Here is a 24041-nt window from a genome sequence, read left to right as displayed (position 1 = left end):
GATGCCCCGCGGTTCCGACCTCGCCCGCGGCGCTGAACGGCCTCACGATGCACTGCGCCGTGCCGTCCGCTCCGACTTGAGCGCATCGGCGGTCGAGGTCGCGCCGCGCCTTCTCGGGGGTGAGCTGCGCACGTTCGTCAGCACTTCGACCGCTGCCGCTCCGGTAGAGGTGCGGCTGCGCATCACCGAGGTCGAGGCCTATCACGGGCAGGGCACCGGCGAGTTCGCTGACCCCGGATCGCACGCGCGGATGGGGCGCACCGCCCGCAACGCCACGATGTGGGGTGAGCCAGGGCATCTGTACGTGTATCTGAGTCACGGCATCCATTCCTGCGTCAACGTCGTGTGCGGGCCTGAGGGTCAGGGCGACGGTGTGCTGCTGCGAGCGGGCGAGGTCGTGTGGGGGACGGATACCGCGGCTCGGCGCCGTGGGGTGGCTCCGCCCCTCGGCCGTATCGCGCTTCGAGATCTCGCGCGCGGACCCGGTCGTCTCGGTCAGGCGGTGGGGCTGCGGCATCCGGTGCACGACGGCATCGATGCGGTCGCGAGCGAGGAGCGGCACGGAGCGCGGGCCGAACTCTGGCTGGGCGAGGAGCGGAACGACGTGGCGACTGGCCCGCGGGTCGGCGTCGCCGGTGTCGCGGGGACGGATGCCTTCCCCTGGCGCTTCTGGATCGAGGCGGATCCGACGGTGTCGCCGTTCCGGTGGGGGAGAGGTGCGGCCGAGGCTGCGCAGGGCCTCACGCCCGAGTCACGGGGATCGACCGGGCCGTCTCCCGTGCTAAACTGACTCTTTGTCTGCGCACACTCCTGTGCGCAGTTCGCATGCTTCCCCTTCTGCGGCCGAGAGATCGGCGGGTCGTGGTTGCGTGCAGACAAGGGATCTTGGGTGGGGCCGTCCGGCCTCACGGTATAGAAGGAGTCACATCATGGCAGCAGTGTGCCAGGTGACCGGAGCTGTTCCCGGCTTCGGACACAATGTCTCGCACTCGCACCGCCGGACGAAGCGTCGCTTCGACCCGAACGTGCAGAAGAAGACGTATTTCGTTCCGTCGCTCGGTCGTAAGATCACGCTCAACGTGTCCGCCAAGGGCATCAAGGTGATCGACGTCCGTGGCATCGAGAACGTGGTCAAGGACCTCCAGGCGAAGGGTGTGAAGCTCTAATGGCCAAGAAGGCTCAGGACGTACGTCCGATCATCAAGCTGCGTTCGACGGCAGGTACGGGATACACGTACGTGACCAAGAAGAACCGCCGCAACACCCCCGACCGCCTCGTGCTCAAGAAGTACGACCCGGTCATCCGTCAGCACGTCGAATTCCGAGAGGAGCGTTGATCAATGGCTAAGAAGAGCAAGATCGCTCGCAACGAGCAGCGCAAGGTCATCGTCGAGCGTTACGCCGAGCGTCGCGCCGAGCTGAAGAAGACCCTGGTCGACCCGAACGCCACCGACGAGGCCCGCGAGGCCGCACGCGTCGGCCTGCAGAAGCTGCCGCGCAACGCGTCGCCGGCTCGCGTGCGTTCGCGCGACGTCATCGACGGCCGCCCCCGCGGTGTCCTCACGAAGTTCGGCATCTCGCGTGTCCGCTTCCGTGACATGGCACACCGTGGCGAGCTGCCCGGTGTCACCAAGTCCAGCTGGTAAGTCTCAGCAGACAGTCGAAAGGGGTGGGGATCTTCGGATCCTCGCCCCTTTCGCGTCCCCAACATCCCCGGCACACCCGTGCACGCAATGGGCGGACTCCTCCCCGATGGGCGGACTCCGGTGGTGGCAGTCTCCTCCCATCGGGTGGAAGTCCGCCCGAAGAGTGCCCCTGCACAAGAGGGAGCCGCCCCGATTCAGTGAACAGAGAGCGGCAGCGGAGACGGGCGGGGTCTCCGGGAGGCCGCAGGCTCGAGACATGGATGTCTTCCGTGCTCTCAAGGCCAGGAACGGGATCGTGCGAGTCGCCACCCTTCGCCGGTCGGGGGTCACGGAGCACGAACTGCGACAGGCGGTGCGCGCCGGGGTGGTGGTCTCGGTGTGCCGAGGGTGGGTGGGGCTCCCCGGTGCGGACCCGATGCTCATCGCCGCAGCGAAGCGAGGAGTCGTGCTCAGCTGTGTGACCCTCGCTGCACGGAAGGATCTGTGGGTGACGGCGGCATCGCATCCGCACGTCGCGGCGCCCCCGAAGTCAGGCCACGCGAAGGCTGCTCGTGGTGTCGTGCACTGGAGCAGGCCGGTCTTCCCTCGAGACCCTGAGCTGCTCGAGGATTCGATCGAGAACGCGCTCGTGCTCGTGGCGCGCTGCCAGCCGTACGAGGATGCGCTCGCGACGTGGGAGTCCGCGATGCGGGCCGGCATGGTAGACCCCGACGTGCTCGACCGCGCGCCCCTGCCACCGGCGGCGAGGCGGCTCCTGATCGACGCTCGGCCCTTCGCTGACGCGGGGACCGAGACCATCTTCCGGACGCGGATGGCGTGGTTGAACCTGCCGATAACGCCGCAGGTGTGGGTCATCGGGCATCGGGTCGACCTCCTCATCGGCGAACGACTCGTCGTGCAGATCGATGGAGGACACCATGTCGGATCCCAACGCACCAGTGACATCGCTCACGACGCCGAGCTGATGCTCCGCGGGTACCACGTGATCCGCATCGGCTATGACCAGCTCATGAACCAGTGGGCGTCCGTGCAGAGCCGGATCCTGGTCGCGATCGCCCAGCGCCTCCATCTTGCGCGGTGAGCCCTGCGTCCACGCGGACCGCGATGGGCGGAGAACTCCCCGTCGGGCGGAACACCTTGCCCGCATGCTCCGCCCATCAGCGAGATCTCCTCCCCACGCGGGTGGGGTTGTGGAGGGTGAAGGGGGTGGGGGGGGTGGGCGACTCTCGTCACGCGACGGGGGTGGGGGTGTGTGCGACGGCCCAGGCGAGGGCACCGTCGGCGATCTCCTCCCAGCCGTCCTGGCTGACCAGCCGGTGGGTGCGCCCGGGGTACTCCTTGTATTCCACGATGGACGGGCTTCCGGTGGAGCGGTACTTCTGCACGATCGCGCGACCGATGGCCGGCGGAACGACGTGGTCGATCTCGCCGGTGATGATGTAGAGCGGTGCACGGTCGGTGCGGGTGTAGTCGACGTGCGTGACGCCGCCCTTCTCGTTGAACGCCGAGGCGACGCCCTCGAAGAACACCCGGTTGTAGGAGTTCACCGCGTACTCCTCCCAGAGTTGGTCGGAGGCGGCGCGGCTCAGGTCGTTGCCGAACGTGAAGTGGAAGTGGCGCTTCGACAGGGGCTTCGCGCCGTTGCGGCCGAAGGGGTTCGACAGGATCGGGGTGCCGGTCCACAGCGTCGACAGCGGGAGGGTCGTGATGCCGGCCGTCTGCCCCGGTGCCACGCCCACGTAGGCGGCTCCGATGCCGCGGTCGGCGAGCATCTGGGTGATGACGCCACCGAAGGAGTGGCCCATGATGATCGGCTTCACGGGGAGGGCACGGATGATGCGCTCGTAGTGGTCGACGATCTGCTTCAGGCCGATGCCCTTGAGCGCAGACGGGTCGCGGCGGATGTCTTCGACAGAGCGGTCGTCGATGCCGGGCCACCCCGGGACGATCACCTCGTGACCCTCGGCGCGGAAGCGCTCGGCCCAGGTGTTCCAGCTTGCCGGCGTCATCCACAGGCCGTGGATGAGGACGATCGGGGTCTTGTCGGTGCTGTTCATGATCTTTTTCTCTCTGATTCGGCTCCCGCTGCTCGGGAGTGGGTTACGCTGATAGTAGACCGAACGTTCTATCTACCGCAACGTATTCCCGAAAGTCGTGAAGTCGTCGAACGGAAGCCGCGGTTCGGATGCCACGATGAGGAAGGACAATCATGAACACCACGACGAAGCGCCCCAGCCCCGCCCGCACCCGGTTGATCGACGCCGCCACCCGCCTCTTCTACGAGGAGGGCATCCACACGGTCGGCGTCGACCGTGTGATCGAGGAGGCAGGCGTCACCCGCGCCACGCTCTACACGCAGTTCGGCGGCAAGGAGAATCTCGTGCTCGCCTACCTCGCGCAGGAGGACGAGATGCTGCGCGCGATGTTCGCGGAGGCGGGTGAAGTCGTGTCCGATCCCGATGCCCTGCTCGGCGCGGTGGTTCAGGGCATCGCCGCCGACATCCGCGAGCGGCACACGCGCGGCTGCCCGTTCATCAACGCGGCCGCCGAGTATCCGGACGCCGAAGGTTCCGTGCGCCGTCTCATCGACGAGCACCGGGAGTGGTTCCGCTCCACGCTGCAGAAGGTCGCCGAGACGGCGGGGCTGGAGCGCCCGGAAGAGGTCGCCGCCTCTCTCGTGCTGCTGCGGGATGCGGCTCTCGTGGGGGGCTATCTCGACGGCGAAGACCGCGTGGCGCCCGCCTTCGAGCGCACGGCAGGGTCCGTGATCGAGGCGCACCGGCCCCGCTGAACGCGCTCGTTTCTGTGACTGGAGTGACAAAAGTGACGCGACACGCCCAGTAATTGACCAAAACCCGCGAAATGACGCGGAAATGAGGGTGGTGGTTGGTACATTCGAGGCGGTCGCTAGACCAGGAGCATCCGCTCCGATACCCACAACGATGCGACGGGATCTCGTCGCTGGAGGATGACATGGCTGACAAGTCCATCACCAAGACCGAGCTCGTCGCGAGCATCGCAAGCGCCACGGGCCAGAGCCAGGCCACCGTCTCCGGTGTCCTCGACTCGCTGTTCGCCACGGTCTCCGACGCTGTTGCCAAGGGCAGCAAGGTCTCCATCCCGGGCTGGATCTCCTTCGAGCAGGTCGACACCGCTGCTCGCACGGGCCGCAACCCGCAGACCGGCGCCGAGATCAAGATCCCGGCCGGCAAGCGCGTCAAGGTGACCGCTGGTTCCAAGCTCAAGGCTGCCGTCAAGTAAGCAGACCGCACCTCTTCGAAGGCCGTTCCCGTTCCGACGGGGGCGGCCTTCGTGCTTTCTCACCGTCGGGCGCGCCTAGGCTGGAGGGGTGAGTTCCCGCAGCGAGTCGACGAGTCGGATTTCGGCGTATCGAATCGCCGGCATCGTGATCCTCCTCATCGCCGCCCTCGTGGCCCTGGTGCTCGCGCTCCTCGTCGGCGGAGGGGCCAAGCCGCCGCTCCTGCAGGACCCGGGTCCCTTCGTGCTCTGGGGCACACCGATCGCCAAGCTCGTCATGAACATCTCGGGCGCGGTCATGCTCGGCTCACTCGTGCTCGCGCTGTTCGGGCTGCGGGCGGGGGAGCGGTCGTTCGACGCCGCTCTGAACATCGCCTCGGTCGGAGCGGCCGTGTTCACGGTCTCCGCGGGTCTCGCCGGGTTCCTCGCCTTCATGGCCGCCTTCAACCCGAAGCTCAGCATCGAGCGGGAGTTCGGATCGCAGCTCGGCCGCTTCCTGCTGGAGCTGCCGCTAGGCCAGTCCTGGCTCATCACCACCATCTTCGGCGCGATCATCACAGTGCTCGCGTTCGCATGGCGCTCGTGGACTCCCACGCTCATCACGGCACTGCTCGCCGCGGCCTCGTTCCTCCCGCTCGCGACCCAGGGCCATGCCGGCGACCTGGCCGGGCACAACATGGCCGTCAACTCGATCCTTCTGCACACGATCGGCGCTGCCGTCTGGCTGGGCGGGCTCCTGCTGCTGGTCCTGCTGCGCGGGCGAGCCGATGTCGACACCGCACGCCTGGTCGGACGCTACTCGTCGCTGGCGATCGCCGCTTTCGCCGTGGTCGCCGTGTCGGGCGTCACCCGGTCGATCGTGGCCGTCGGAAGCTGGGACGCCGTGTGGGCGACGCCGTACGGCTGGATCGTGCTCGCCAAGGTCGCGCTCCTGGGCGGGATGGGCCTGCTCGGTGCCTGGTATCGCGCCCGCCTCATCCCCCGGCTCGCCGGTCAGCGCGCGGCCGGCTGGTTCTGGCTCCTCGTGCTGTGCGAGGTCGCGCTGATGGGTCTCGCCTCGGGTGCTGCCGCCGCGCTCGCGCGCACCCCTCCCCCCACCGGCGAGGTCGCCGCCTTCAGCCAGACCCCCGCGCAGATCCTCACCGGAGCCACACTGCCTCCGGAGCTGACGCTCGAGCGCTGGTTCACCGCCTGGGACTTCGACGTGCTCTGGCTCGTGGCCGCGGGCCTCGGCCTGTTCTTCTACCTCGCCGGAGTGCGACGCCTGCGGCTGCGCGGCGACCGCTGGCCGATCCATCGCACCGTGTTCTGGGTGCTCGGAATGCTGATGCTGGTCTGGGTGACCAGCGGGCCGCTCAACGCCTACCAGGAGTACCTGTTCAGCATCCACATGATGGGCCACATGATGCTGTCGATGGCGATCCCGCTGCTGCTGGTCTCCGGCGCCCCGATCACCCTCGCCCTGCGCGCGATCCACAAGCGCGACGACGGCACCCGCGGTGGTCGTGAGTGGATCATGTGGGCCGTGCACTCGCCCTTCGCCCGCGTCGTCACGCATCCGTTCGTCGCGGCCGCGATCTTCATCCTGTCGCTCTGGGCCTTCTACTTCACCGATCTCGTGCGCTGGTCGATGTACGAGCACCTCGGTCACGAGTGGATGGTCATCCACTTCCTGATCTCCGGCTACCTCTTCGTGATGAGCCTGATCGGCGCCGACCCGGTGCCTTACCGTCTGCCGTACCCCGGTCGTCTGATCACGCTGATCGCGGTCATGGCTATGCACGCCTTCTTCGGCATCGCGATCATGATGCAGGAGGGGCTCATGGTCGCCGACTGGTTCGGCTCGATGGGTCGTGACTGGGGTGTGGACCCGATGCAGGATCAGTACGTGGGCGGCGGCATCGCCTGGTCGATCGGGGAGATCCCGACGCTGATCCTCGCGATCACGGTCGCGATCCAATGGAGCCGCAGCGACACCAAGCTGCAGCGCCGGGCAGACCGGCACGCCGATCGCACGGGAGATGCCGAGCTCGAGGAGTACAACGCCAAGCTCGCCGCCCTCGCCGAGCGCGACCAGCGCGAAGGTCGCTGAAACCGTCGCGCGCTCCGGTCAGTCGACCGGGGGCTCGCCGGGGGAACCGATCCGGATCGACGCCGTACCGTCGGGCAGGATCGCGATCGTCCCGGTGAGCTGGAAGGGAACGTCTTCCGACAGCGGCTGAGTCTTGCCGTCGAACAGCGACTTGATGTCGACGTCGACGTGGGCCACCGCATCCGTCGTCGGGATCTGCCACTGCCCCCCGTCAGGTGTGACGGTGATCCGGGGCTGGGTCGCGATCGACCACTTCGGAAGGGAGGCGAGTCTGTTCGTGACGCGCAGGCCGAAGGGGCAGGCCGTCGGCTGGAGCACCTCCTGTGTGGTGCACTCGGTGAGGAAGGACTCGACCTGCTCCTGCACCACATCGATGAACTCGTCGGTCGGTGTGGTCTGCACATCGAGCGGCGTGACGGCGAGAGGCGTGTCGGCGAGGACGCCGTGGCCGGAGGCCGTCGCGATCGGGGTCTCGACCGTCACCGCATACAGCCCTGGCGTGAACACGAGCAGCGGCAACGGGTCGAGCGGGACCGCATCGACGCCGTCGACGGACACCTGACGCCTGTCGACCTCGAACCCGTTCACCGCGAACTTGTCGGCACCGCGCACCGTCAGCTCCACCACGGCGAGGGGGCTGGTGGTGAAGCGCCAGTTCGGTGTGACGCCCGCCCATCCGTCCTGCGCGATCAGGAAGGTGCTGGTTCCGGGGTGGCCGCTCGCCTCGTAACTGACGGTGACGGACGTGCCGCCCTCCGCGGGTTCCTCCGACAGCACCTTCACATCGGTCAGCGGAGCGAGCGCGGCGTGGCGGAGCATCGCCTCACTCGCCGCGGGGTCGATGCCGGCGGCGTCGAGGGTCTCCCGGTCAATCGCGACACCGGGCACACGCAGTGCGTCGGCTGCGCGACCGGAGGAGAGCAGATCGAGGTAGCGGACGACGAACGCCGACGGCCCGTAGAACTGCTGGTACAGCGTGACGCCGCCCGCCCCGAGAGCCGCGACGAGCAGCAGACCGATGACCGCGAGCATCGCCAGATCGACCCCCAGGCGCGCACGCCGGGGCGCGCTCGCACGTGCCCGGTCCATGGCGTCAGTCTAGGAGGGCGTCCTGGGGGGACGCCGAGCGTCGGCGGCCACGAGTGGATGCCGGGACGTAGCATGGACGAGCGCCCTGTCCGTCCGCTGCCCCTGTGAGAACCGTGTCCCTTCCCGCCCTGTCCGAGGAGCAGCAAGAGCTGTTCCGGCTCATCGAGGACACCGGCGAACACGTCTTCATCACCGGTCGAGCCGGGACCGGCAAATCGACGCTCCTGCAGCACTTCGCGTGGAACACGAAGAAGCAGATCGCGATCTGCGCGCCCACGGGAGTCGCGGCGCTGAACGTCGAGGGGCAGACGATCCACTCGCTCTTCCGCCTGCCGATCGGTCTGATCGGCGACGCCGACATCGACCAGAACGACGCGACCCGCCGCATCCTGAACGCCATCGAGACGCTGGTGATCGACGAGATCTCGATGGTCAACGCCGACCTCATGGACGCGATCGACCGTTCGCTGCGGCAGGCGCGGGGGCGCAGGGGCGAGCCTTTCGGCGGGGTGCAGGTCGTCATGTTCGGAGACCCGTACCAGCTGGCGCCCGTGCCGCCGCGCGGTGATGAGGCCCGCTACGTGCAGGACCACTACCGCTCGTTCTGGTTCTTCGACGCGAAGGTGTGGGCCGGGACCGGCGGCGGCACCGGCGAGTCGGATCAGGACGGGCTCTTCGCGGTCGACTCGCGCGCCGAACTGCACGTGCGCGAGCTCGTGCAGATCCACCGTCAGTCCGACGACGGTTTCAAGGCCATGCTGAACGCCGTCCGCTACGGACGGGTGACCGCCGAGATCGCCGGGGTGCTGAACACCCAGGGCGCGCGGACACCACCCGACCCGGAACCGGGCGAGGTTCCGATGATCACGCTCGCGACGCGCAACGACATCGTGAACACCATCAACAGCCGACACCTCGCCGCACTGCCGGGCAAAGAGCAGACCGCGCGCGCCGAGGTGAGCGGAGACTTCGGGAGGGGTGAGGCCGCTCTCCCGGCCGAATCAGAACTGAAGCTCAAAGTCGGCGCGCAGGTCATGTTCCTGCGGAACGACACCGCGATGTCGGGGGAGCCGCCGCGCTGGGTCAACGGCACGATCGGAACGGTCGTGCGCATCCTCGGCAGTGCCGTCCGGGTCGACATCGACGGCGAGGAGGTCGACGTCGAGCCCGCCGTGTGGGAACGGTTCCGCTACGCGTACGACCAGAACACCAAGAAGCTCTCCCGCGACGTGGTCGCCGAATTCACCCAGTTCCCGCTGCGTCTGGCCTGGGCGGTCACGATCCACAAGTCGCAGGGCAAGACCTACGAGCGTGCGATCATCGACCTCGGGTCGGGGGCGTTCGCTCCGGGACAGACCTACGTCGCCCTCAGCCGGCTGACCTCGCTCGAAGGGCTCTACCTGTCACGGCCGCTACGCCCCCGAGATATCCGGGTGGACGAAGACGTGCGTCGGTTCATGCGCGATGCCTGGCTCGCGGCGTCGACCCCGGAGCTGCCCAAGAACTGAGCTCTCGGCAGGGAGCCGAGGTCAGGCGGCGGCGCGTGCGCGGTCGAGGTCTTCGAACAGCTCGGTGTTGAAGCGGTAGGCGAGGAGCACCTCGTCGATCACGCGCTCACGCTCCGCGTCGTCCCAGGGTGCCGCGTCGAGCTGCTCGCGGTAGACGTCCTTGAACGCCGAGGGGTCGGCGATGTCGTCGAACAGGTAGAACCCGATGCCGTTGGTCTCGAAGCCGAAGCGACGAGCCATCACGCGGCCGATGAAGATGCCACCGGACAGGTCGCCGAGGTAGCGGGTGTAGTGGTGCGCGACGAAGCCGCCCGCCCACGTGGCCCCCACCTGCCGGATGCGGTCGACGTAGCGCTGCGTGGTGGGCAGGGCCACGATCTGCTCGCGCCAGCCGGCGCCGAGCAGGAACTCGAGGTCGGCCTCGAGCGCGGGGAGCCGGGTGAGCTTGTCGGTGATGAAGACCGATGCCACCGGGTCCTGGCGCATACGCTCTCCTGCACCTTCGAGGGCCTCGTAGATGAAGTAGTGCTGCGCGACGAGGGAGATGTAGTCCTCGCGCGACCCTTCGCCCTTCAGGAGGTCGGACATGAAGCCGGCGGTCTCGCTGCGGGAGTGCGATCCGGACGAACGCTCGCGCAGGGCGGCGGAGAAGGAGAGGATCTCGGGCATGAGGCCAGTGTAAGGGTAACCTAACCCCCGAGGGAAGTCGGAGTCGTCAGGCGTGCGGTCGCGGCTCGACGCCCAGGCGGGCGCAGGCGGCGTCGTAGAGTGCGACGACCTCCCGGCGCACGGACGGCCGGTCGGCGATCGGGCCGCCCGGCCAAGGAACGCGCAGTTCGGCGACCGCGCCGTCGCGCGTGACCTCCCACACCCCGGCATCGCCGTCGAACCCGGTCATGACGGAGCCGGTGATCTCGGCATCCGACGGCTCTGCGAACGCGCGGGCGATCAGGATGTTGTCATCGGTGTGGTCACCGTTCATGTGGCGCAGGACGGCGGTGATCACGTCGGAATCGAAGGTGTGGGGCACGATCACAACCTTACGCGCGGCTCTGTCATCGCTACGGGGCCGACTTTCAGCATCGGCGCTCTAGACTCGGGAGACACGTCTTCGGGGGTTCTTTCCATGCAGCTTCTCTCGTCGCGCCGGTGGCGCGCCGCAACGGCGACGGCGGCCGTGCTCGCTCTCGTCCTCACCGGATGCTCGTCGGAGGAGTCCTTCTCCTACACGCCCCCCAACCAGGTCGACGGCCCGCTGCCCGATGACACGGTCGCTGCGATGCAGGCCGCCGTCGACAACGCGCTCGTCTCGTCCGGCGCGTCGGGCGCCATCGTCGGGGTCTGGGCGCCCTGGAGCGGAAGCTGGGTGGCCGGCATCGGCACGCAGGACCGCGAAGGCGGCGAGCTGTCCACCGACATGTCCTTCCGCATCGCGGACGTGACCCGTCTGATGACCTGCGACGTCCTCTACGCCCTCGCCGACCGCGACGTGGTCGAACTCGATGCGAACGTCGCCGACTACGTCTCGGGCGTCGCGGACATGCGCGAGGAGGGCATCACCCTCCTCGACCTGTGCAACGGCACGAGCGGCGCGGGGTCGTCCGAGGGAACCGTCAAGTCGGCATGGCTCAGCACCCCCGACCGCGTGTGGTCCCCGCTGGAGCTGGCCGGTTTCGGGCTGGCACGTGCACGCGTCGCGCCGCACACGACCTTCCGCGACTCCGACGCGGGCTACCTTCTGCTCGGCCTCGCGCTCGAGCGTGCGTCGGGTATGACGGCCTCCGAGCTGATCGCCGAGTACGTCACCGAGCCCCTCGACCTGCCGGACACGTCGCTGCCGGGGCCGACCCCCGCGACGCCGGGAACCGGTGCGGTGCTGAACGGCCACTTCCTCAACCCCGTCGAGGGCGGATACGACTGCGCAGCGCCCGTCGACATCACGACGCTGTCGTCCAGCTCGGGCTTCACCGACTCCGGCGTCGTGTCGACCATCACCGACCTCGGCCGCTACGCACAGGCGGAGGCGAAGCAGGCCCTGCGCACGAAGGAGAAGCCGGATCGCTTCGGCGCACCGCTCCCGGCCGCCGACGGCGCGGAATCCTGGTACCAGGCCACCGGTGGGGCCTACCTCGTCGGTTCGATGATCGGACAGCACGGCTGGACGCCGGGATACGCCACGGCGGCGTACTCCGACCCCGCGACCGGCTTCACCGTGGCCGTCGTCCTCAACGACTCGACAGCCGGTGCGCAGTTCGCCCAGCAGCTGTCGTGGGAGCTCGCGGCCATCGCATCGAAGGCTCCCGCCGCCGCCGGCCAGACGGCGCCGGAGTTCGGTCTTCCGTTCACGGCGGAGCAGTACCATCAGGCGACCACCGACGCGGCGATCCCCTGCGTGGCTCCGCCCGCCGCGGAATGATCGCGGTCTGACCGACAGGGACGCGAAGGGGCGACGATGGCGATCATCGACAATGCGATCTACGTGGATGGCGTCCGCACTGAGAATCCGGTGACCCTCAGCGAGACCTTCGAGCGCATGCGGGAGCGCGACGGCATGGGGTGGATCGGCCTCTATCGACCGAGCGAAGAGGAGATCCGGGAGGTCGCCGACGAGTTCGGCATCCACGAGCTCGTCGTGGAGGACGCCCTCTCCGGCCATCAGCGTGCCAAGCTCGAACGCTACGGTGACGTGCTGTTCATGGTGCTGAGGCCGGCCCGCTACCTCGACGACGTCGAGGAGGTCGAGTTCGGCGAGGTGCACGTGCTCGTCGGCCGCGACTTCGTGGTGACGATCAGGCACGCGGAGGCTCCTGACCTCGGTCGCGTCCGACGCCGGCTGGAGGCCGACCCCGCGCTCCTCGCCCACGGTCCCGAAGCCGTGCTGTACGCCATCCTCGACGAGGTCGTCGACGAGTACACGCCCGTCCTCGCAGGGCTGGAGAACGACATCGACGAGATCGAGAGCCAGCTGTTCGAGGAGGACACCGACGCCACGCAGCGCATCTACGACCTGGGGCGCGAGGTCATCGACTTCCAGCGCGCCACGCAGCCGCTGTCGGGGATGCTGGAGGCCCTGCTGCGAGGGTCGGACAAGTACGAGGTGAGTGAGGAGTTGCGGCGCTACCTCCGCGACGTGCTCGATCACACCCTGCGCGTGAGCGACCGTGCGACGACCTTTCGCACCGTGCTCGACAACGCGCTCACCGTCGAGTCGACGATCGTCGCGCGCCGCCAGAACGAAGAGATGCGGCGGATGACGGAACTCAGCATCCGTCAGAACGACGAGGTCAAGAAGATCTCGGGATGGGCGGCGATCCTGTTCGCCCCGACGCTCGTGGGCACCATCTACGGCATGAACTTCGACCACATGCCGGAGCTGCACTGGCTGCTCGGCTACCCCATGGCGGTCGGCATGATGATCGCGCTGGGCTTCGGTCTGTATGCGGCGTTCAAGCGCAAGGGCTGGCTCTAGGACTGTCCGGATTCGCGCGGTCGTCGGCCGTTCGACACCTTGCCGGCGGCGGTGACGACCGAGACGATGAGCGGATGAACGTTCATTCCGCCACCGCCCTGCTCGTCATCGATGCGCAGGAGTCGTTCCGCCAGCGCGTCGACGACTGGGAGCACACCGCCAATCCTGCCGTGCTCGACAACATCGCGCTCCTCGTCGCGCACGCGCGTGAGGTGGGAGACCACGTCGTCTGGATCACCCACTCCGAGCCCGGTACCGGGGGAGTGTTCGACCCCGTCAACGGATTCGTGCGAGTGATCGCCGCACTCGCTCCTCTGGCCTCGGAACAGGCGCTCACGAAGACGACCATCAACGCCTTCACGTCGACCGACCTCCAGGAGCGGCTGCAACGTGACGGCATCCGTCGCCTCGTGGTCTGCGGCATCCGCACCGAGCAGTGCTGCGAGACGACGACGCGGGTGGCTGCCGACCTCGGGTTCGACGTGGAGTTCATCACGGATGCCACCACGACATCGTCGATACCGGCGGCGGACGGGCTGACCGCCGTCTCGGGGGAGGACATCATGCGCCGCACCGAGAGCATCCTCTCGGCCCGGGGGTTCGCGACGATCTCGAGCACGCGGGAACGGGTCGGCGCGACCGCGGATCACGCCCCCGTCTCGAGCTGAGCCCGGCCGGCGGGTCAGTCTTCGGGGTCGGCCTCCGAGTCGGCCTCGGGCATTCCCGGGCCGGGTCCTGGACGCACCGGCGCTTCCGGCGCGACGTCGATGCGCGTGTTGCCGTCGTGTTCGCTGACCTCGATGCGGGGTGCGGCGTCGGCCTCGGTGGCGTCGGGCGCAGCCGTCAGCTGATCGTGCCGCTTCTGCGCGCTCGTCATCTGGTCGGCCGACGTGTGCTGCTCAGGCGTGCTCATGGTTCTCCTTCTGGTCGTCGACGGGTTCGCCGTCGAGAGGGGGGTTCTTCTTCGCGGCATGTTTCCTGCCCCAGCGCGCCAGCACGTACAGCACGCCGCCGACGGCGAGCAGGATCGCGCCGAAGAGCCAGACGGCCGGACGCTGCTGGGTGAGCAGCAGGACGCAGGAGCCGATGCCGAGCACCGGGACGAAGGTCCACACGCGGAAGTGATCGTTGTCGACGCGGTCTCGACGCAGCACCAGCACGGACACGTTGACGCTGAGGAAGACGACGAGGAGCAACAGCACGACCGTCTCGGCGAGGGTCGCCAGATCGCCGACGAGCGTCAGCCCCATCGCCACGAGAGTGGTGGTCAGGATCGCGACCCACGGGGTCTTCCGCTTCGGGAGCACGCGGCCGAGGGCTGCGGGCAGCAGCCCCTGCTCGGCCATCCCATAGGTCAGACGACTGACCATGATCATGGTCAGCAGTGCACCGTTGGCGACGGCGACGAGCGCGATGAGGCTGAACAGCCAGGACGGGATGCTGACGCCGGTGGCCTCGACCACGGCGAGCAGCGGACCGCTCGACTCCTGCAGCTCGGCGGGAGGCAGGGCGATCGAGCTGGCCAGGCCCACCAGGACGTAGACCGCCCCGGCGGTGATGAGTGCGCCGAACAGAGCCCGGGGGTAGGTGCGGCGCGGATCCTTCACCTCTTCGATCATGTTCGCGGAGGTCTCGAACCCGACGAACGAGTAGTAGGCGATCACCGCACCGGACAGCACCGCGACGGCGACACCGGTTCCCTCCGGCGGCTCGGCGACACGGGAGACATCGCCACCGCCGCCGCCGACGAAGATCGCGACCACGGCGACGACGATGACCAGGCCGCTGAGCTCGATCGCCGTCATCACGAGGTTCGCCCCCATGGATTCGCGGATGCCTCGGGCGTTCAGAAGACCGACGAGGGCGAGGAAGGCGATCGCGACCGGAATGGTCGGCAGGTCGAGGAAAGTGCCCAGGTAGTCGCCGGCGAACGCGATGGCGAGACCGGCCGCGCTGGTCACGCCCGCCGCCAGCATGCTGAAGCCCACCAGGAATGAGACCAGCGGACTGTGGAACGCGCGCTCCGCGAAGACGGCCGCTCCTCCGGCGCGCGGGTACTTGGTGACGAGCTCGGCGTACGAGCCCGCGGTGAGCATGGCGAGAAGAAGCGCCAGGAGCAGGGGAGCCCAGAGCATCCCGCCCACCTTCTCGGAGAGCACGCCCATCAGCGCGTAGATGCCCGCACCCAGCACATCGCCGAGGATGAAGGCGAACAAGAGTGGACCGGTGATTGCCCTGCGCAACCGGGTGGAGGTCTCGGCGGCCGGCGCGGTCTCGGTGGTCATCTTCGAAAGGTACGGGTGCGCGGGAGCATGGGCCACGGGGTTGACATCGCCGGGAGCGGTCAGGCGTCGGCCATTGCGATCGCCGCTCGCGCGCAAGTTCAGCGAATTCACAGAAAGTCCGCGCGGCTACCGATATCCCGGCAGGCGCAGCGATAACGTCGGTGCCGCACGAGGGGGCCTCGACCGGAGCGCGTGGCAGACGGGCCTTCTCTCTCGAATCCCCAAGACAAAGGGCTCTCTCATGACTGGTACGGCACGCAAGGCGCTCGCAGAAGCGATCGCCACCTTCCTCTTCGTCCTCGCGATCATCGCCGCGGTGAACAGCGAAAGCCCGCTGACCCCGCTCGCGATCGGCTTCACCCTGATGGTGCTCGTCTACTCGACGGGCCACATCTCGGGCGCCCACCTCAACCCGGCCGTCTCGGTCGGCGTGTTCCTGCGCGGCGGCCTCAATGCCGTCGACTTCATCGCGTATCTCGTCGCCCAGTTCGTCGGTGGCGCCGTGGCTGCGCTCGTCGCGCTCGCCGTGTGGCCCGCCGGCGAGAAGGCCATGGTCATCGAGGTCGGTCCGGCGTTCCTCGTCGAGGCGCTCTTCACGCTGATCCTGGTGTGGGTCGTGCTCAACACCGCCACGTCGAAGGACACCGCGGGCAACTCGTTCTACGGCCTCGCGATCGGTGCGACCGTGTTCATCGGTGCGGCCACCGTCGGCTCGATCTCGGGTGGCGGCTTCAACCCGGCCGTCGCACTCGGCCTCTCGGTCAGTGGTCACTTCGCGTGGAGCTCGCTGTGGCTCTACATCGTCGCCCCGGTCGTGGGCGCCGTGATCGCCGCGATCCTGTTCCGCGTGCTCAACACGGACGACGCCAAGAAGATCGCCGCGGCGGAGTAACTCCCGCTGCACGCTCGAAGCGCCGCATCCTTCTCGAAGGGCGCGGCGCTTCCGCGTTCGGTGTTCGTCGTTCGGTGGCCGTCGTCGAGGATCCCCCGCACGGGGGATGCCGGTACGGGCGAGGGCTCGTAGCGTGGAACCATGTTGATCGTCGAGGAACTCCACCTGCTGCTCCTGCGCCCGGACGGACGGATCGAGACCGCGGCGAGCGTGCACCGGCTGTACGGCGAGATCGCCGCCGTGATCGTCGATCTCGCCCTGCATGGGCAGGTGCGAGTGACCGACGAGAAGCATCCTGCGGTGCAGATCTCGTCTGCGGAGCCGACGGGCCACCCCGTGCTCGACGCCACTCTCGCGCGGCTCACCCCTGTCGACGGCACGCGTCTGCAGTCGCTGGTGATGCGCTCGAAGCTCGACCCGCTCGAGGATGTCGTCGCGTCGCTTGTGCGTCAGGGAGTGCTCGTGCGCGGAGAGCGCGGATTCTTCGGCCTCGGTGCGCAGCGGACCCCGGAGGTCGACCCCGGACCCGAGGTGCTGTTGCGGTCGCGTCTGGCCGCCGTGCTCGCGGGGACGGCAGCTCCCACCCAGGCCGACCTCACGCTGCTGTCCATCCTGCAGTCGCTCAACGCGGCGCATCCGGTCCTGCGCGCGGAGTCGGGTGGCGCCACCGCCGGTCAGCTGAAGAAGCGGATCGCGCAGCTCACAGCCGGCTCTCCCGAAGGCGACGCGGTCTCGAAGGCCGTGAACTCCGCCGTCGCGGCGGCGCTGATGGTGGCGATGACTCCGGTGTTCGTCGCCGCGACCGTCACCTGACCGGAGGGTTTCCTGATCCGTCTCGGGAGTCGGAGGCGGATGGGGTCGTGAGCACGATCTTTCCAGTCGCACGGCCGGAGATCGACCGCGCGTACGCTTCCCGTACCTCATCGAGCGGGTGCACCGAGTCGATCGGCAGCTCGACGTGGCCGTCGGCGATCAGCTGCGCGATGAGCGCGAGTTCGACGGCGCCGGCAGCAGCCCCGCCGACCCCGCGGATCGGATGCCGTGCACGGGCGTCGTAGTCGGCGACCGTGTTGATCCGGTCGGGGGGAACACCGAGTGCGAGGGCCAGGTCGACCGTGCCGTGGCCGACCGTGTCGAGCACGGCTGTGAGCCCCTCGGGTGCCGCATCGCGGAGGTGGTGGGCGAGGGCATCCCCGTGGGCGAGAGGCTCGATGCCGAGGCGACGCAGCAGGGCGTGATTGCGTGGACCGGCCGTGCCGAGCACGCGCGCGCCCCGCAGCACGCAGAGCTGGGCCGTGAGGATGCCGACGCCACCGGCCGCGCCGCTGACGAGCACGACATCGCCCGCAGCGATCTTCTGCGACTCCACGCTCGCGACGGCCGTGCGGCCGGTGACGTTGAGGGCCCCGGCCTCGAGGAGGGAGAGACCCTGCGGAACACGCACCAGCGCGGCGGGATCGATCACGAGATGGTCGGCTTGTGCGTGATAGCGCAGTCCGCCGAAGACGCGGTCGCCGATCCACCAGTCGTGCGCGCCGTCGCCCAGCGCCTCGATCGTGCCGGAGAAGTCGTAGCCGTTGCCCGAGGGCAGGCTGCGTTCGTAGGGGTCGTGCATCGGCTGTCCGCTGAACAGCTTCCAATCCACCGGATTCACCCCGGCCGCGGCGACGCGGACGAGCACCTCGCCCCTGGCCGGATGCGGGACCGCGCGATGCTCGATCTCGAGCACCTCCGGGCCGCCGAACCGGCGGAACACGACGCGTCGTGACGCGGTGTCCGCCGGCTCGGGGGTCATGCTCCCAGCCTAGGAGCCGGAGACGGCGGCAGGGTCAGCCGACCGGCACGGATGCGGTGGGAGTCGGCTCCCCCTCGCGCGATCCGGTGGCGCGGGCGCGCGCCGCGGCGACGACCATCACGACGAGCGCGATGCCGGTCAGGATCGCTCCCATCCAGATCGGCGAGGTGTAGCCGAGGCCCGCGGAGATGCCGACTCCGCCCGCCCAGGCGCCGAGCGCGTTGCCGATGTTGAACGCGCCGATGTTCGCACCGGAGGCGAGGGTCGGCGCGCCGCCCGCGTACTGCATGACGCGGCTCTGCAGCCCGGGCACCGTACCGAAGCCGAAGCCGCCCATGAGGAACAGGGCGACGATCGTGGCGATGCCCGACTGCGCCGACACGGAGAACAGGGCGAGGACGACCACGAGGGCGGCGATGAAGATGACCAGGGTGCGGTCGATCGCACGGTCGGCGAGGCGTCCGCCCAGCCAGTTGCCGAGTACGAGGCCGGCGCCGAACAGCACGAGCAGCCACGGCACGGCGGAGGTCGCGAAGCCGCTGACCTCGGTGAGCGTGTAGGCGATGTAGGTGAAGGCGCCGAACATCCCGCCGAACGCGAGGATCGTGACGACGAGCGAGAACCACACCTGTCCGGAGCGGAACGCGGCGAGCTCGCTGCGGAGGCTGACCTGCGCGGTGGGGCGGGGAAGGCGGGGAACCAGCGCGGCGATGCCGATGAAGGCGAGCACGCCGATGCCGGAGATGGCCCAGAAGGTCGAGCGCCAGCCCAGCTCCTGGCCGAGGAAGGTGCCGAACGGCACTCCGAAGACGTTCGCGGCGGTGAGGCCCGTGAACATGATGGCGATGGCGCCGGCCTTCTTCTCGGGGGCGACGAGGCCCGCCGCGACGACCGACCCGATGCCGAAGAACGCACCGTGGCAGAGGGCGGCGACGATGCGGCCGAGCATCGCGACGCCGTAGTCGTCGGCCAGTGCGGTCAGCACGTTGCCGATAATGAACAGCACGATGAGGCCGAGCAGCACGGGCTTCTTGGGCAGCCGGGTGGCCGCGGCGGTGAGGACGAGCGCACCGACCACGACGGCCAGCGCGTAGCCGGAGATGAGCCAGCCGGCGGCCGACTCGGTGACGCCGAAGTCGTGGGCGACCTCTGGCAGCAGGCCCATGATGACGAACTCGGTGAGTCCGATGCCGAACGCCCCGATGGCGAGGGCGATCAGTCCTAGAGGCATGACGATTCTCCTGGTACATTGGTGGGGATACTTGCAGACGCCGCATATTGCGCGTCGAAGCATAATGATTGCACACGCAAGTATCTAGCGCAAGCAACTATCTCGGAGGATGGCCATGGGTATCGGTGACGACGCGGTCGAGGTGCGCGCGCAGGGGTGGCGGACGCTCGCCGCCCTGCACGGTCTGATCGAGACCGCGCTCGAACGCAGCCTGGCGGAAGCGGCCTCCCTCTCGGTGGTCGAATACACCGTGCTCGATGCGCTCGACCGGCAGGACGGATGGCACATGCGCATGCAGCAGCTCGCGCGCGCGGCCGCCCTGAGCCCGAGTGCCACGACCCGCCTGGTGAACCGCCTGGAAGACCGGGGGCTCCTCACACGCATCCTGTGCGTCGACGATCGGCGCGGCATCTACACCGAGCTCACCCCCGCGGGGCGCGAACTCTACGAACGTGCGCGACCCATCCATGACGCCACCCTCGAGCAGGTGCTCGAAGACGCGGCGACGCAGCCGGAACTGGCACCCGTCGTCGAGGCCCTGCACGGTGTGGCGCTGCCCGCCCTCGCCGCCGGCTGAGCGAGACGGATGAACGGTTCGGCAGTGACCAGCCCGCCCCGCACCCTCCTCGTCGGCTCCGGCAAGATCGCCGCCCGTCTGGCGCCTCAGCTTCTCGAGCACGGCGAGGTCTTCGCACTGCGCAGGAGCGACGGCGCTCCGCCCTCCGGCACGACCGGGATCCGCGCAGACCTCTCGGTGCCGCTCCGCGCGCGGCTTCCCGACGTCGACCGCATGCTCGTCACCCTCCCGCCCGGTGACACGGCGACGGCCTATCGAACGGCTCTGATGCATCTCGCTGACGCCCTGCCCGTACTCCCCGCCCGCACCGTCTTCGTGTCGTCGACCGGCGTCTTCGACGGACAGGGGTCTTCGCGGCCGCTCACGGAACAGGATCGGCCGACGCCGACGACCGAGCGGTCGCGAGGACTGCTCGACGGAGAGCGGGCGGCGGTCGAGATCTTCGACGCGGTGATCGTCCGGCCGGCGGGGATCTACGGGCCCGGCCGCGAGTTCCTCCTGCGGAAGGTGCGCGAAGGGGCGGCGGTGGAACACGCGCGACGCACGAACAGGATCCACGAAACCGACCTGGTGCGCACCCTCGAGCTGCTGTTGCGGATGACGCAGCCGCCTCGACTCGTGCACGCCGTGGACGAGAGCCCCGCGCCGCTCGGCGAGGTCGTCACGTTCATCGCGCACGAGCTCGGCCTCGATGTGCCGCCGGATGTCGCCTCTGCGGACCCGGGCGGGTTCGTGTACGACGGGGCCCTTCTGCGCTCCGTGCTCGGCAGCCTCGACTATCCCACCTACCGAGAGGGATACGCCGAGATGGTCGCCGACTCCTCCGCGTAGCCTGGGGGCATGACGAGCACAGCTGCACGCACGGCCGTCGAGGTCGTCGACTGGCGGCGTCGGGTCTTCGCCCTCTATGACGCCGTGCGGATCGCCGACTCCCCGGAAGAGGCGCACGAACTCTGGCGGATCGAGCGGGACGACCTGATGCTCCACCACTCCGCCACCCCGCTGCTGTCGGAGGACCGTGCGCTGTTCGAGGGGCTTCCGATCGCCTCCTACGATCCGCAGTGGCGGTTCGAACTGCCGATCCTCCCCGCCGACGAGGGGGCTTTCGAGTTCGCGACCGGCACCGACGGCATCGTGCCGTTCGCGCGCATCGGTCGGGTCGAGATCCCCGATGCCGGGTCGCTCGACGTCTGGCGGCTGAAGTCCTACGGCGGTGGTCTCTTCATCCCGGTGCGCGATGCGCTGGCCGGACGCCCCGGTGGAACGTACGGCGGAGGACGCTACCTGATCGACACGATCAAGGGCGCCGACCTCGGGTCCGACGCCGTGAGCGGAACGATCGTGCTCGACTTCAACTTCGCGTACAACCCCTCGTGTGCGTACGACCCGGCGTGGGCGTGCCCGCTCGCGCAGCCGGGCAACGTGCTCCCGGTCGCCGTTCCGGTGGGGGAGCTGTACGGAGCCGAGGCTACCTGAGCTCGCCGTCCTCCGGACTGCGGGGCGGGATCTGAACGGTTTTGTGACGAATCCGCACGCCCGCACGTCCTATCTCCGAGCGAGCGTTTCGCTCCCGGCGGGAGTCTCATACGGGACCCGCGACCGGTCTTCAGATCGAGATGGGACACCTCATGGCAAACCAGGACCAGACCACCCCCGCTCCGGCAGAGAAGGAGCTCGCCCAGGCTGCTCCGAAGGCCGCTACCGGCGCATCGCGCGTCGACCGGTCGAGCGGATTCTCCGCATCGCGCGTCCCCACCGACGCGAACGCCGCGGGCAAGACGACCATCGCCGACGGCGTGGTGGCCAAGGTCGCCGGCATCGCCGCGCGTGAGGTCGCCGGCGTCTACGCGCTCGGCGGCGGCGGCGCACGTGCCTTCGGCGCCATCCGCGACGTCATCAACGCCACCGACCTCGCTCAGGGCGTCAAGGTCGAGGTCGGCGACACGCAGGCCGCAGCCGACCTGACCATCGTCGTCGAGTACCCGGCACCCATCCAGGACGTCGCGAACAACGTCCGTGCTGCTGTCGCCGGTGCGATCAGCCGCCTGGTCGGCCTCGAGGTCGTCGAGGTCAACGTCGAGGTCAACGACGTGCACGTGCCCGGCGACGACAGCGACGAGAGCGAAGAGTCGCGCGTCTCATGAGTGCCACAACGGTCGGTGCCCTGATCGGCGCTCTCCTCGCTCTCGCCGCCCTGCTGTTCGGGTTCTGGGGATTCCTCCTCATGGCCGTGTTCGCGGGAATCGGCGCGCTCGTGGGTCGGATCGCGTCCGGCAAGCTCGACGTCCGCGGTCTCGCCGACGTCTTCACCGGGCGGCGCACCTCCTGATGCGCGCCGACCAGCACATCGCCGGCGGCGCTCCCTCGGGAGTCGCCGCCGGCGGGGCCGCCGTCCGCGGTCGCGTCGAGGTGAAGGATCGCGTCTATCGCACGGTCACCGAGAAGGCGTCCGCGACGTTGATCGGGGTGCCTCGCAGCGACGTGAAGGTCGATGTCGCCGAGCATCCGCGCGGGCTCACGGTGCGGATCGCCGCGCCTCTCCCCGTTCCCCGCCTGGATGACACGGCCGCGATCGCTCAGACCGTGCCCGTTCTCGAGCGCGCACGCGAGCTGCAGGAACAGCTGCAGCAGAGCCTGAGCGCGATCCTCGGACGCAACGTCATCCGCATCAACCTCACCGTCACCGGTGCCGCCATCCCGGAAAGGAGACGAGTGCAATGAGCACCCCGGTCCTGCGCCGCGTCATCCGACGCGAGACGCACTCGCCGCGCACCGTCGCGATGTTCGTCGCGGTCATCCTGCTCATCCTGGCCCTCGCCTACATCGGGCTCGAGATCGTGCTGAGCCTCGCCGCGCAGCCCGCACTCCTGGTGGGTCCGGCCGCCGCGGGAGGGTGGCTGATCGGGCTGCCCACCGCACAGCCCGCCGGACTCGTGATCGCGGGCAGTGTGGTCCTCGCCCTGATCGGACTGATCTTCATCGTGCTGGCCGTCACTCCCGGGCGACTGTCGAGGCACGTCCTCGATGCGGGTGGACGCGCCGTCGTCGTCGACAACGGCGTGATCGCCAGCGCGTTGGCCCAGCACCTCACGGAGGAGACCGGGCTCACCCGCGACAGCATCACCGTCGGTGTCGGACACCGCACCGTCGATGTGACCGTGCGCCCCGGCATCGGCATCCCCCTCGACAAGGCAGACGTGCAGGCGGCCGCCGAGGCGGAGCTGCAGACCTACAGGCTGGCCCGCAGGGTCCGTACCCGGGTGCGCATCGAGCGACCCGCCGAGAAGGAAGACGACCTGTGAACAACACGAACCGTGCGTTGAATCGCACCCTCCTCCTGATCATCGGACTGCTGTTCCTCGCGCTCGGAGCTCTCGGCATCGCCATCATGAGCTGGCCGACACTGTCGGACATCTGGGCGGCTGCGGGCGAGAACGCTCGTTCCTGGCTCGACCAGGCGATCGCCGCGACCGCGATCGCGGGCGGAGGCCTGTCGTGGATCGGCATCGGCGCCGTCGTCGCGATCGTGGTCGTGATCGTGCTGCTGATCCTCGCGCTCACGAGCATCGCGGGTCGCCGCTCGAAGACCGTGCTCCGCTCGACAGGAGCGCAGAACCCGCTGGGGCGTGTGACCGTCAATGAGTCGTTCGTGTCGGATGCTGTGAAGAACTCCCTCACGACACGGGACGAGGTGCTCTCGGCGCAGGTCACGGCCAACGACGTGCGCCGCAGCCCCGTGCTGCACGTATCCGTGACGCCGCGGCAGAACACCGACCCGCGCGAGCTGGTCGATCATGTCGACCGCCTGCTCGCGAACCTCGCCGTCCTGACCGGGCGCGACACCGAGACGTTCGTCTCGGTCCACACGAGCCTTCGGGCCCGACTCGCGCACGACCAGCGCCGTCTCTCCTGAGCACACCGTCTCTCCTGAGCGCGCCGGTCGCCCCACTCCCGCAGAAAGCAGGCATCATGCGCAACAAGATCCTCCTCATCGTCGGCGTCGCCTTCGTCGCATACGTCCTCGGCAGCCGGGCGGCCACCGTGCAGGTGAACAAGGGCGAGTCGGTCCGGCATCAGCTGGTGCGCATGTGGAACGACCCCAAAGCCAGGAAGCAGCGCCGGAAGACCGCGGAGAAGGCGGCCAAGAAGGCGCGGAAGGCCCTCGGCCGCTGACCCCTCAGCAGGGGTCGGTCCGACGGC

31 protein-coding genes are annotated in these 24041 nt (G+C 68.8%); 23 read left to right on the top strand and 8 right to left on the bottom strand.

Annotation, left to right across the window (positions count from 1 at the left end; translation table 11 throughout):
* Position 1 precedes the first annotated feature (1 nt).
* The 5 genes from ACFVWL_RS05645 to ACFVWL_RS05625 all read left to right on the top strand — a co-directional run bounded on the left by ACFVWL_RS05645 (position 2) and on the right by ACFVWL_RS05625 (position 2726).
* Complete coding sequence (locus tag ACFVWL_RS05645) at positions 2–790, top strand: DNA-3-methyladenine glycosylase (RefSeq protein WP_387179613.1); 789 nt, start codon at positions 2–4, stop codon at positions 788–790.
* 139 nt (positions 791–929) lie between these two features.
* The gene (rpmB, locus tag ACFVWL_RS05640; RefSeq protein WP_017203559.1) at positions 930–1166 is read left to right on the top strand and encodes a 50S ribosomal protein L28; all 237 of its coding nucleotides are present in this window, start codon (positions 930–932) and stop codon (positions 1164–1166) included.
* On the top strand, positions 1166–1336 hold the full coding sequence (gene rpmG / locus ACFVWL_RS05635) for a 50S ribosomal protein L33 (protein ID WP_017203558.1): 171 nt from the start codon (positions 1166–1168) through the stop codon (positions 1334–1336). The genes rpmB and rpmG overlap by 1 nt, the downstream gene beginning before the upstream one ends.
* Before the next feature lie 3 nt (positions 1337–1339).
* Entirely contained in the window at positions 1340–1645 is a 306-nt protein-coding gene (gene rpsN, locus ACFVWL_RS05630) for a 30S ribosomal protein S14 (RefSeq protein ID WP_017829734.1), read from the top strand.
* A gap of 256 nt (positions 1646–1901) precedes the next feature.
* Positions 1902–2726 carry a DUF559 domain-containing protein gene (locus ACFVWL_RS05625; RefSeq protein ID WP_387179609.1) on the top strand — a complete coding sequence of 275 codons (825 nt, stop codon included), beginning with the start codon at positions 1902–1904 and terminating at the stop codon, positions 2724–2726.
* 148 nt (positions 2727–2874) lie between these two features.
* Here the strand turns inward: ACFVWL_RS05625 and ACFVWL_RS05620 are convergent, their stop codons facing one another.
* Positions 2875–3702 carry an alpha/beta hydrolase gene (locus tag ACFVWL_RS05620; RefSeq protein ID WP_387179606.1) on the bottom strand — a complete coding sequence of 276 codons (828 nt, stop codon included), beginning with the start codon at positions 3700–3702 and terminating at the stop codon, positions 2875–2877.
* A gap of 152 nt (positions 3703–3854) precedes the next feature.
* On the opposite strand from ACFVWL_RS05620, the gene ACFVWL_RS05615 reads away from it, so the two are divergent.
* The 3 genes from ACFVWL_RS05615 to ACFVWL_RS05605 all read left to right on the top strand — a co-directional run bounded on the left by ACFVWL_RS05615 (position 3855) and on the right by ACFVWL_RS05605 (position 6995).
* Positions 3855–4436 carry a TetR/AcrR family transcriptional regulator gene (locus ACFVWL_RS05615; protein WP_387179603.1) on the top strand — a complete coding sequence of 194 codons (582 nt, stop codon included), beginning with the start codon at positions 3855–3857 and terminating at the stop codon, positions 4434–4436.
* 182 nt (positions 4437–4618) lie between these two features.
* Entirely contained in the window at positions 4619–4906 is a 288-nt protein-coding gene (locus ACFVWL_RS05610) for an HU family DNA-binding protein (protein ID WP_017203554.1), read from the top strand.
* 88 nt (positions 4907–4994) lie between these two features.
* Entirely contained in the window at positions 4995–6995 is a 2001-nt protein-coding gene (locus ACFVWL_RS05605) for a cytochrome c oxidase assembly protein (protein WP_387179599.1), read from the top strand.
* 18 nt (positions 6996–7013) lie between these two features.
* Here the strand turns inward: ACFVWL_RS05605 and ACFVWL_RS05600 are convergent, their stop codons facing one another.
* Positions 7014–8084: a hypothetical protein gene (locus ACFVWL_RS05600; protein ID WP_387179596.1), complete on the bottom strand. Its 1071-nt coding sequence runs from the start codon at positions 8082–8084 to the stop codon at positions 7014–7016.
* Between the two features lie 113 nt (positions 8085–8197).
* Between ACFVWL_RS05600 and ACFVWL_RS05595 the strand changes: the two genes are divergently transcribed.
* Entirely contained in the window at positions 8198–9592 is a 1395-nt protein-coding gene (locus ACFVWL_RS05595) for an ATP-dependent RecD-like DNA helicase (RefSeq protein WP_387180929.1), read from the top strand.
* Between the two features lie 21 nt (positions 9593–9613).
* Here the strand turns inward: ACFVWL_RS05595 and ACFVWL_RS05590 are convergent, their stop codons facing one another.
* Together ACFVWL_RS05590 and ACFVWL_RS05585 are read right to left on the bottom strand one after the other, a co-directional pair.
* On the bottom strand, positions 9614–10261 hold the full coding sequence (locus tag ACFVWL_RS05590; RefSeq protein ID WP_387179593.1) for a heme oxygenase (biliverdin-producing): 648 nt from the start codon (positions 10259–10261) through the stop codon (positions 9614–9616).
* Positions 10262–10307: 46 nt separating this feature from the next.
* Complete coding sequence (locus ACFVWL_RS05585) at positions 10308–10622, bottom strand: DUF2470 domain-containing protein (protein WP_387179590.1); 315 nt, start codon at positions 10620–10622, stop codon at positions 10308–10310.
* Positions 10623–10718: 96 nt separating this feature from the next.
* Between ACFVWL_RS05585 and ACFVWL_RS05580 the strand changes: the two genes are divergently transcribed.
* The 3 genes from ACFVWL_RS05580 to ACFVWL_RS05570 all read left to right on the top strand — a co-directional run bounded on the left by ACFVWL_RS05580 (position 10719) and on the right by ACFVWL_RS05570 (position 13729).
* The gene (locus tag ACFVWL_RS05580) at positions 10719–12008 is read left to right on the top strand and encodes a serine hydrolase domain-containing protein (protein WP_387179587.1); all 1290 of its coding nucleotides are present in this window, start codon (positions 10719–10721) and stop codon (positions 12006–12008) included.
* 36 nt (positions 12009–12044) lie between these two features.
* Positions 12045–13061, top strand: a complete 1017-nt coding sequence (gene corA, locus ACFVWL_RS05575; RefSeq protein ID WP_387179584.1) for a magnesium/cobalt transporter CorA — start codon at positions 12045–12047, stop codon at positions 13059–13061.
* Between the two features lie 74 nt (positions 13062–13135).
* A complete protein-coding gene (locus ACFVWL_RS05570) occupies positions 13136–13729 on the top strand; it encodes an isochorismatase family protein (RefSeq protein ID WP_387179581.1) in 594 nt (197 codons plus the stop codon).
* Positions 13730–13743: 14 nt separating this feature from the next.
* On the opposite strand, the gene ACFVWL_RS05565 is transcribed toward ACFVWL_RS05570, so the two are convergent.
* Both ACFVWL_RS05565 and ACFVWL_RS05560 read right to left on the bottom strand, forming a co-directional pair.
* On the bottom strand, positions 13744–13974 hold the full coding sequence (locus ACFVWL_RS05565) for a multidrug transporter (protein WP_387179578.1): 231 nt from the start codon (positions 13972–13974) through the stop codon (positions 13744–13746).
* Entirely contained in the window at positions 13961–15346 is a 1386-nt protein-coding gene (locus ACFVWL_RS05560) for an APC family permease (RefSeq protein WP_387179576.1), read from the bottom strand. The genes ACFVWL_RS05565 and ACFVWL_RS05560 overlap by 14 nt, the downstream gene beginning before the upstream one ends.
* 241 nt (positions 15347–15587) lie before the next feature.
* Between ACFVWL_RS05560 and ACFVWL_RS05555 the strand changes: the two genes are divergently transcribed.
* Positions 15588–16238 (top strand): MIP/aquaporin family protein, encoded by a 651-nt coding sequence (locus tag ACFVWL_RS05555; RefSeq protein WP_387179574.1) that lies wholly within the window; start codon positions 15588–15590, stop codon positions 16236–16238.
* A gap of 141 nt (positions 16239–16379) precedes the next feature.
* Positions 16380–17051: a GPP34 family phosphoprotein gene (locus ACFVWL_RS05550; protein WP_387179570.1), complete on the top strand. Its 672-nt coding sequence runs from the start codon at positions 16380–16382 to the stop codon at positions 17049–17051.
* On the opposite strand, the gene ACFVWL_RS05545 is transcribed toward ACFVWL_RS05550, so the two are convergent.
* Positions 17044–18033, bottom strand: coding sequence for an NADP-dependent oxidoreductase (locus ACFVWL_RS05545; RefSeq protein WP_387179567.1), 990 nt, complete (start codon positions 18031–18033; stop codon positions 17044–17046). The genes ACFVWL_RS05550 and ACFVWL_RS05545 overlap by 8 nt on opposite strands.
* A gap of 34 nt (positions 18034–18067) precedes the next feature.
* Positions 18068–19264 (bottom strand): MFS transporter, encoded by a 1197-nt coding sequence (locus ACFVWL_RS05540; protein WP_387179564.1) that lies wholly within the window; start codon positions 19262–19264, stop codon positions 18068–18070.
* 115 nt (positions 19265–19379) lie between these two features.
* Between ACFVWL_RS05540 and ACFVWL_RS05535 the strand changes: the two genes are divergently transcribed.
* The 9 genes from ACFVWL_RS05535 to ACFVWL_RS05495 all read left to right on the top strand — a co-directional run bounded on the left by ACFVWL_RS05535 (position 19380) and on the right by ACFVWL_RS05495 (position 24014).
* Positions 19380–19841: a MarR family winged helix-turn-helix transcriptional regulator gene (locus tag ACFVWL_RS05535; protein ID WP_387179562.1), complete on the top strand. Its 462-nt coding sequence runs from the start codon at positions 19380–19382 to the stop codon at positions 19839–19841.
* 24 nt (positions 19842–19865) lie between these two features.
* On the top strand, positions 19866–20672 hold the full coding sequence (locus tag ACFVWL_RS05530; protein WP_387179559.1) for a sugar nucleotide-binding protein: 807 nt from the start codon (positions 19866–19868) through the stop codon (positions 20670–20672).
* Between the two features lie 9 nt (positions 20673–20681).
* Positions 20682–21317, top strand: a complete 636-nt coding sequence (locus ACFVWL_RS05525; protein WP_387179556.1) for a DUF1684 domain-containing protein — start codon at positions 20682–20684, stop codon at positions 21315–21317.
* 152 nt (positions 21318–21469) lie between these two features.
* The gene (locus tag ACFVWL_RS05520; protein WP_029264815.1) at positions 21470–21985 is read left to right on the top strand and encodes an Asp23/Gls24 family envelope stress response protein; all 516 of its coding nucleotides are present in this window, start codon (positions 21470–21472) and stop codon (positions 21983–21985) included.
* Positions 21982–22170: a DUF2273 domain-containing protein gene (locus ACFVWL_RS05515; RefSeq protein WP_017829702.1), complete on the top strand. Its 189-nt coding sequence runs from the start codon at positions 21982–21984 to the stop codon at positions 22168–22170. Before ACFVWL_RS05520 ends, ACFVWL_RS05515 begins: the two co-directional genes overlap by 4 nt.
* Entirely contained in the window at positions 22170–22562 is a 393-nt protein-coding gene (locus tag ACFVWL_RS05510; protein WP_387179552.1) for a hypothetical protein, read from the top strand. The genes ACFVWL_RS05515 and ACFVWL_RS05510 overlap by 1 nt, the downstream gene beginning before the upstream one ends.
* On the top strand, positions 22559–23143 hold the full coding sequence (locus ACFVWL_RS05505; protein WP_387179549.1) for a DUF6286 domain-containing protein: 585 nt from the start codon (positions 22559–22561) through the stop codon (positions 23141–23143). The genes ACFVWL_RS05510 and ACFVWL_RS05505 overlap by 4 nt, the downstream gene beginning before the upstream one ends.
* Positions 23140–23754, top strand: coding sequence for a hypothetical protein (locus ACFVWL_RS05500; protein WP_387179546.1), 615 nt, complete (start codon positions 23140–23142; stop codon positions 23752–23754). Before ACFVWL_RS05505 ends, ACFVWL_RS05500 begins: the two co-directional genes overlap by 4 nt.
* Before the next feature lie 56 nt (positions 23755–23810).
* On the top strand, positions 23811–24014 hold the full coding sequence (locus ACFVWL_RS05495; protein WP_387179543.1) for a hypothetical protein: 204 nt from the start codon (positions 23811–23813) through the stop codon (positions 24012–24014).
* Positions 24015–24041 lie beyond the last annotated feature (27 nt).

Source organism: Microbacterium sp. NPDC058269 (assembly GCF_042881445.1).
Taxonomy (GTDB): domain Bacteria; phylum Actinomycetota; class Actinomycetes; order Actinomycetales; family Microbacteriaceae; genus Microbacterium.
This window is presented reverse-complemented; position numbering and strand designations above follow the sequence as displayed.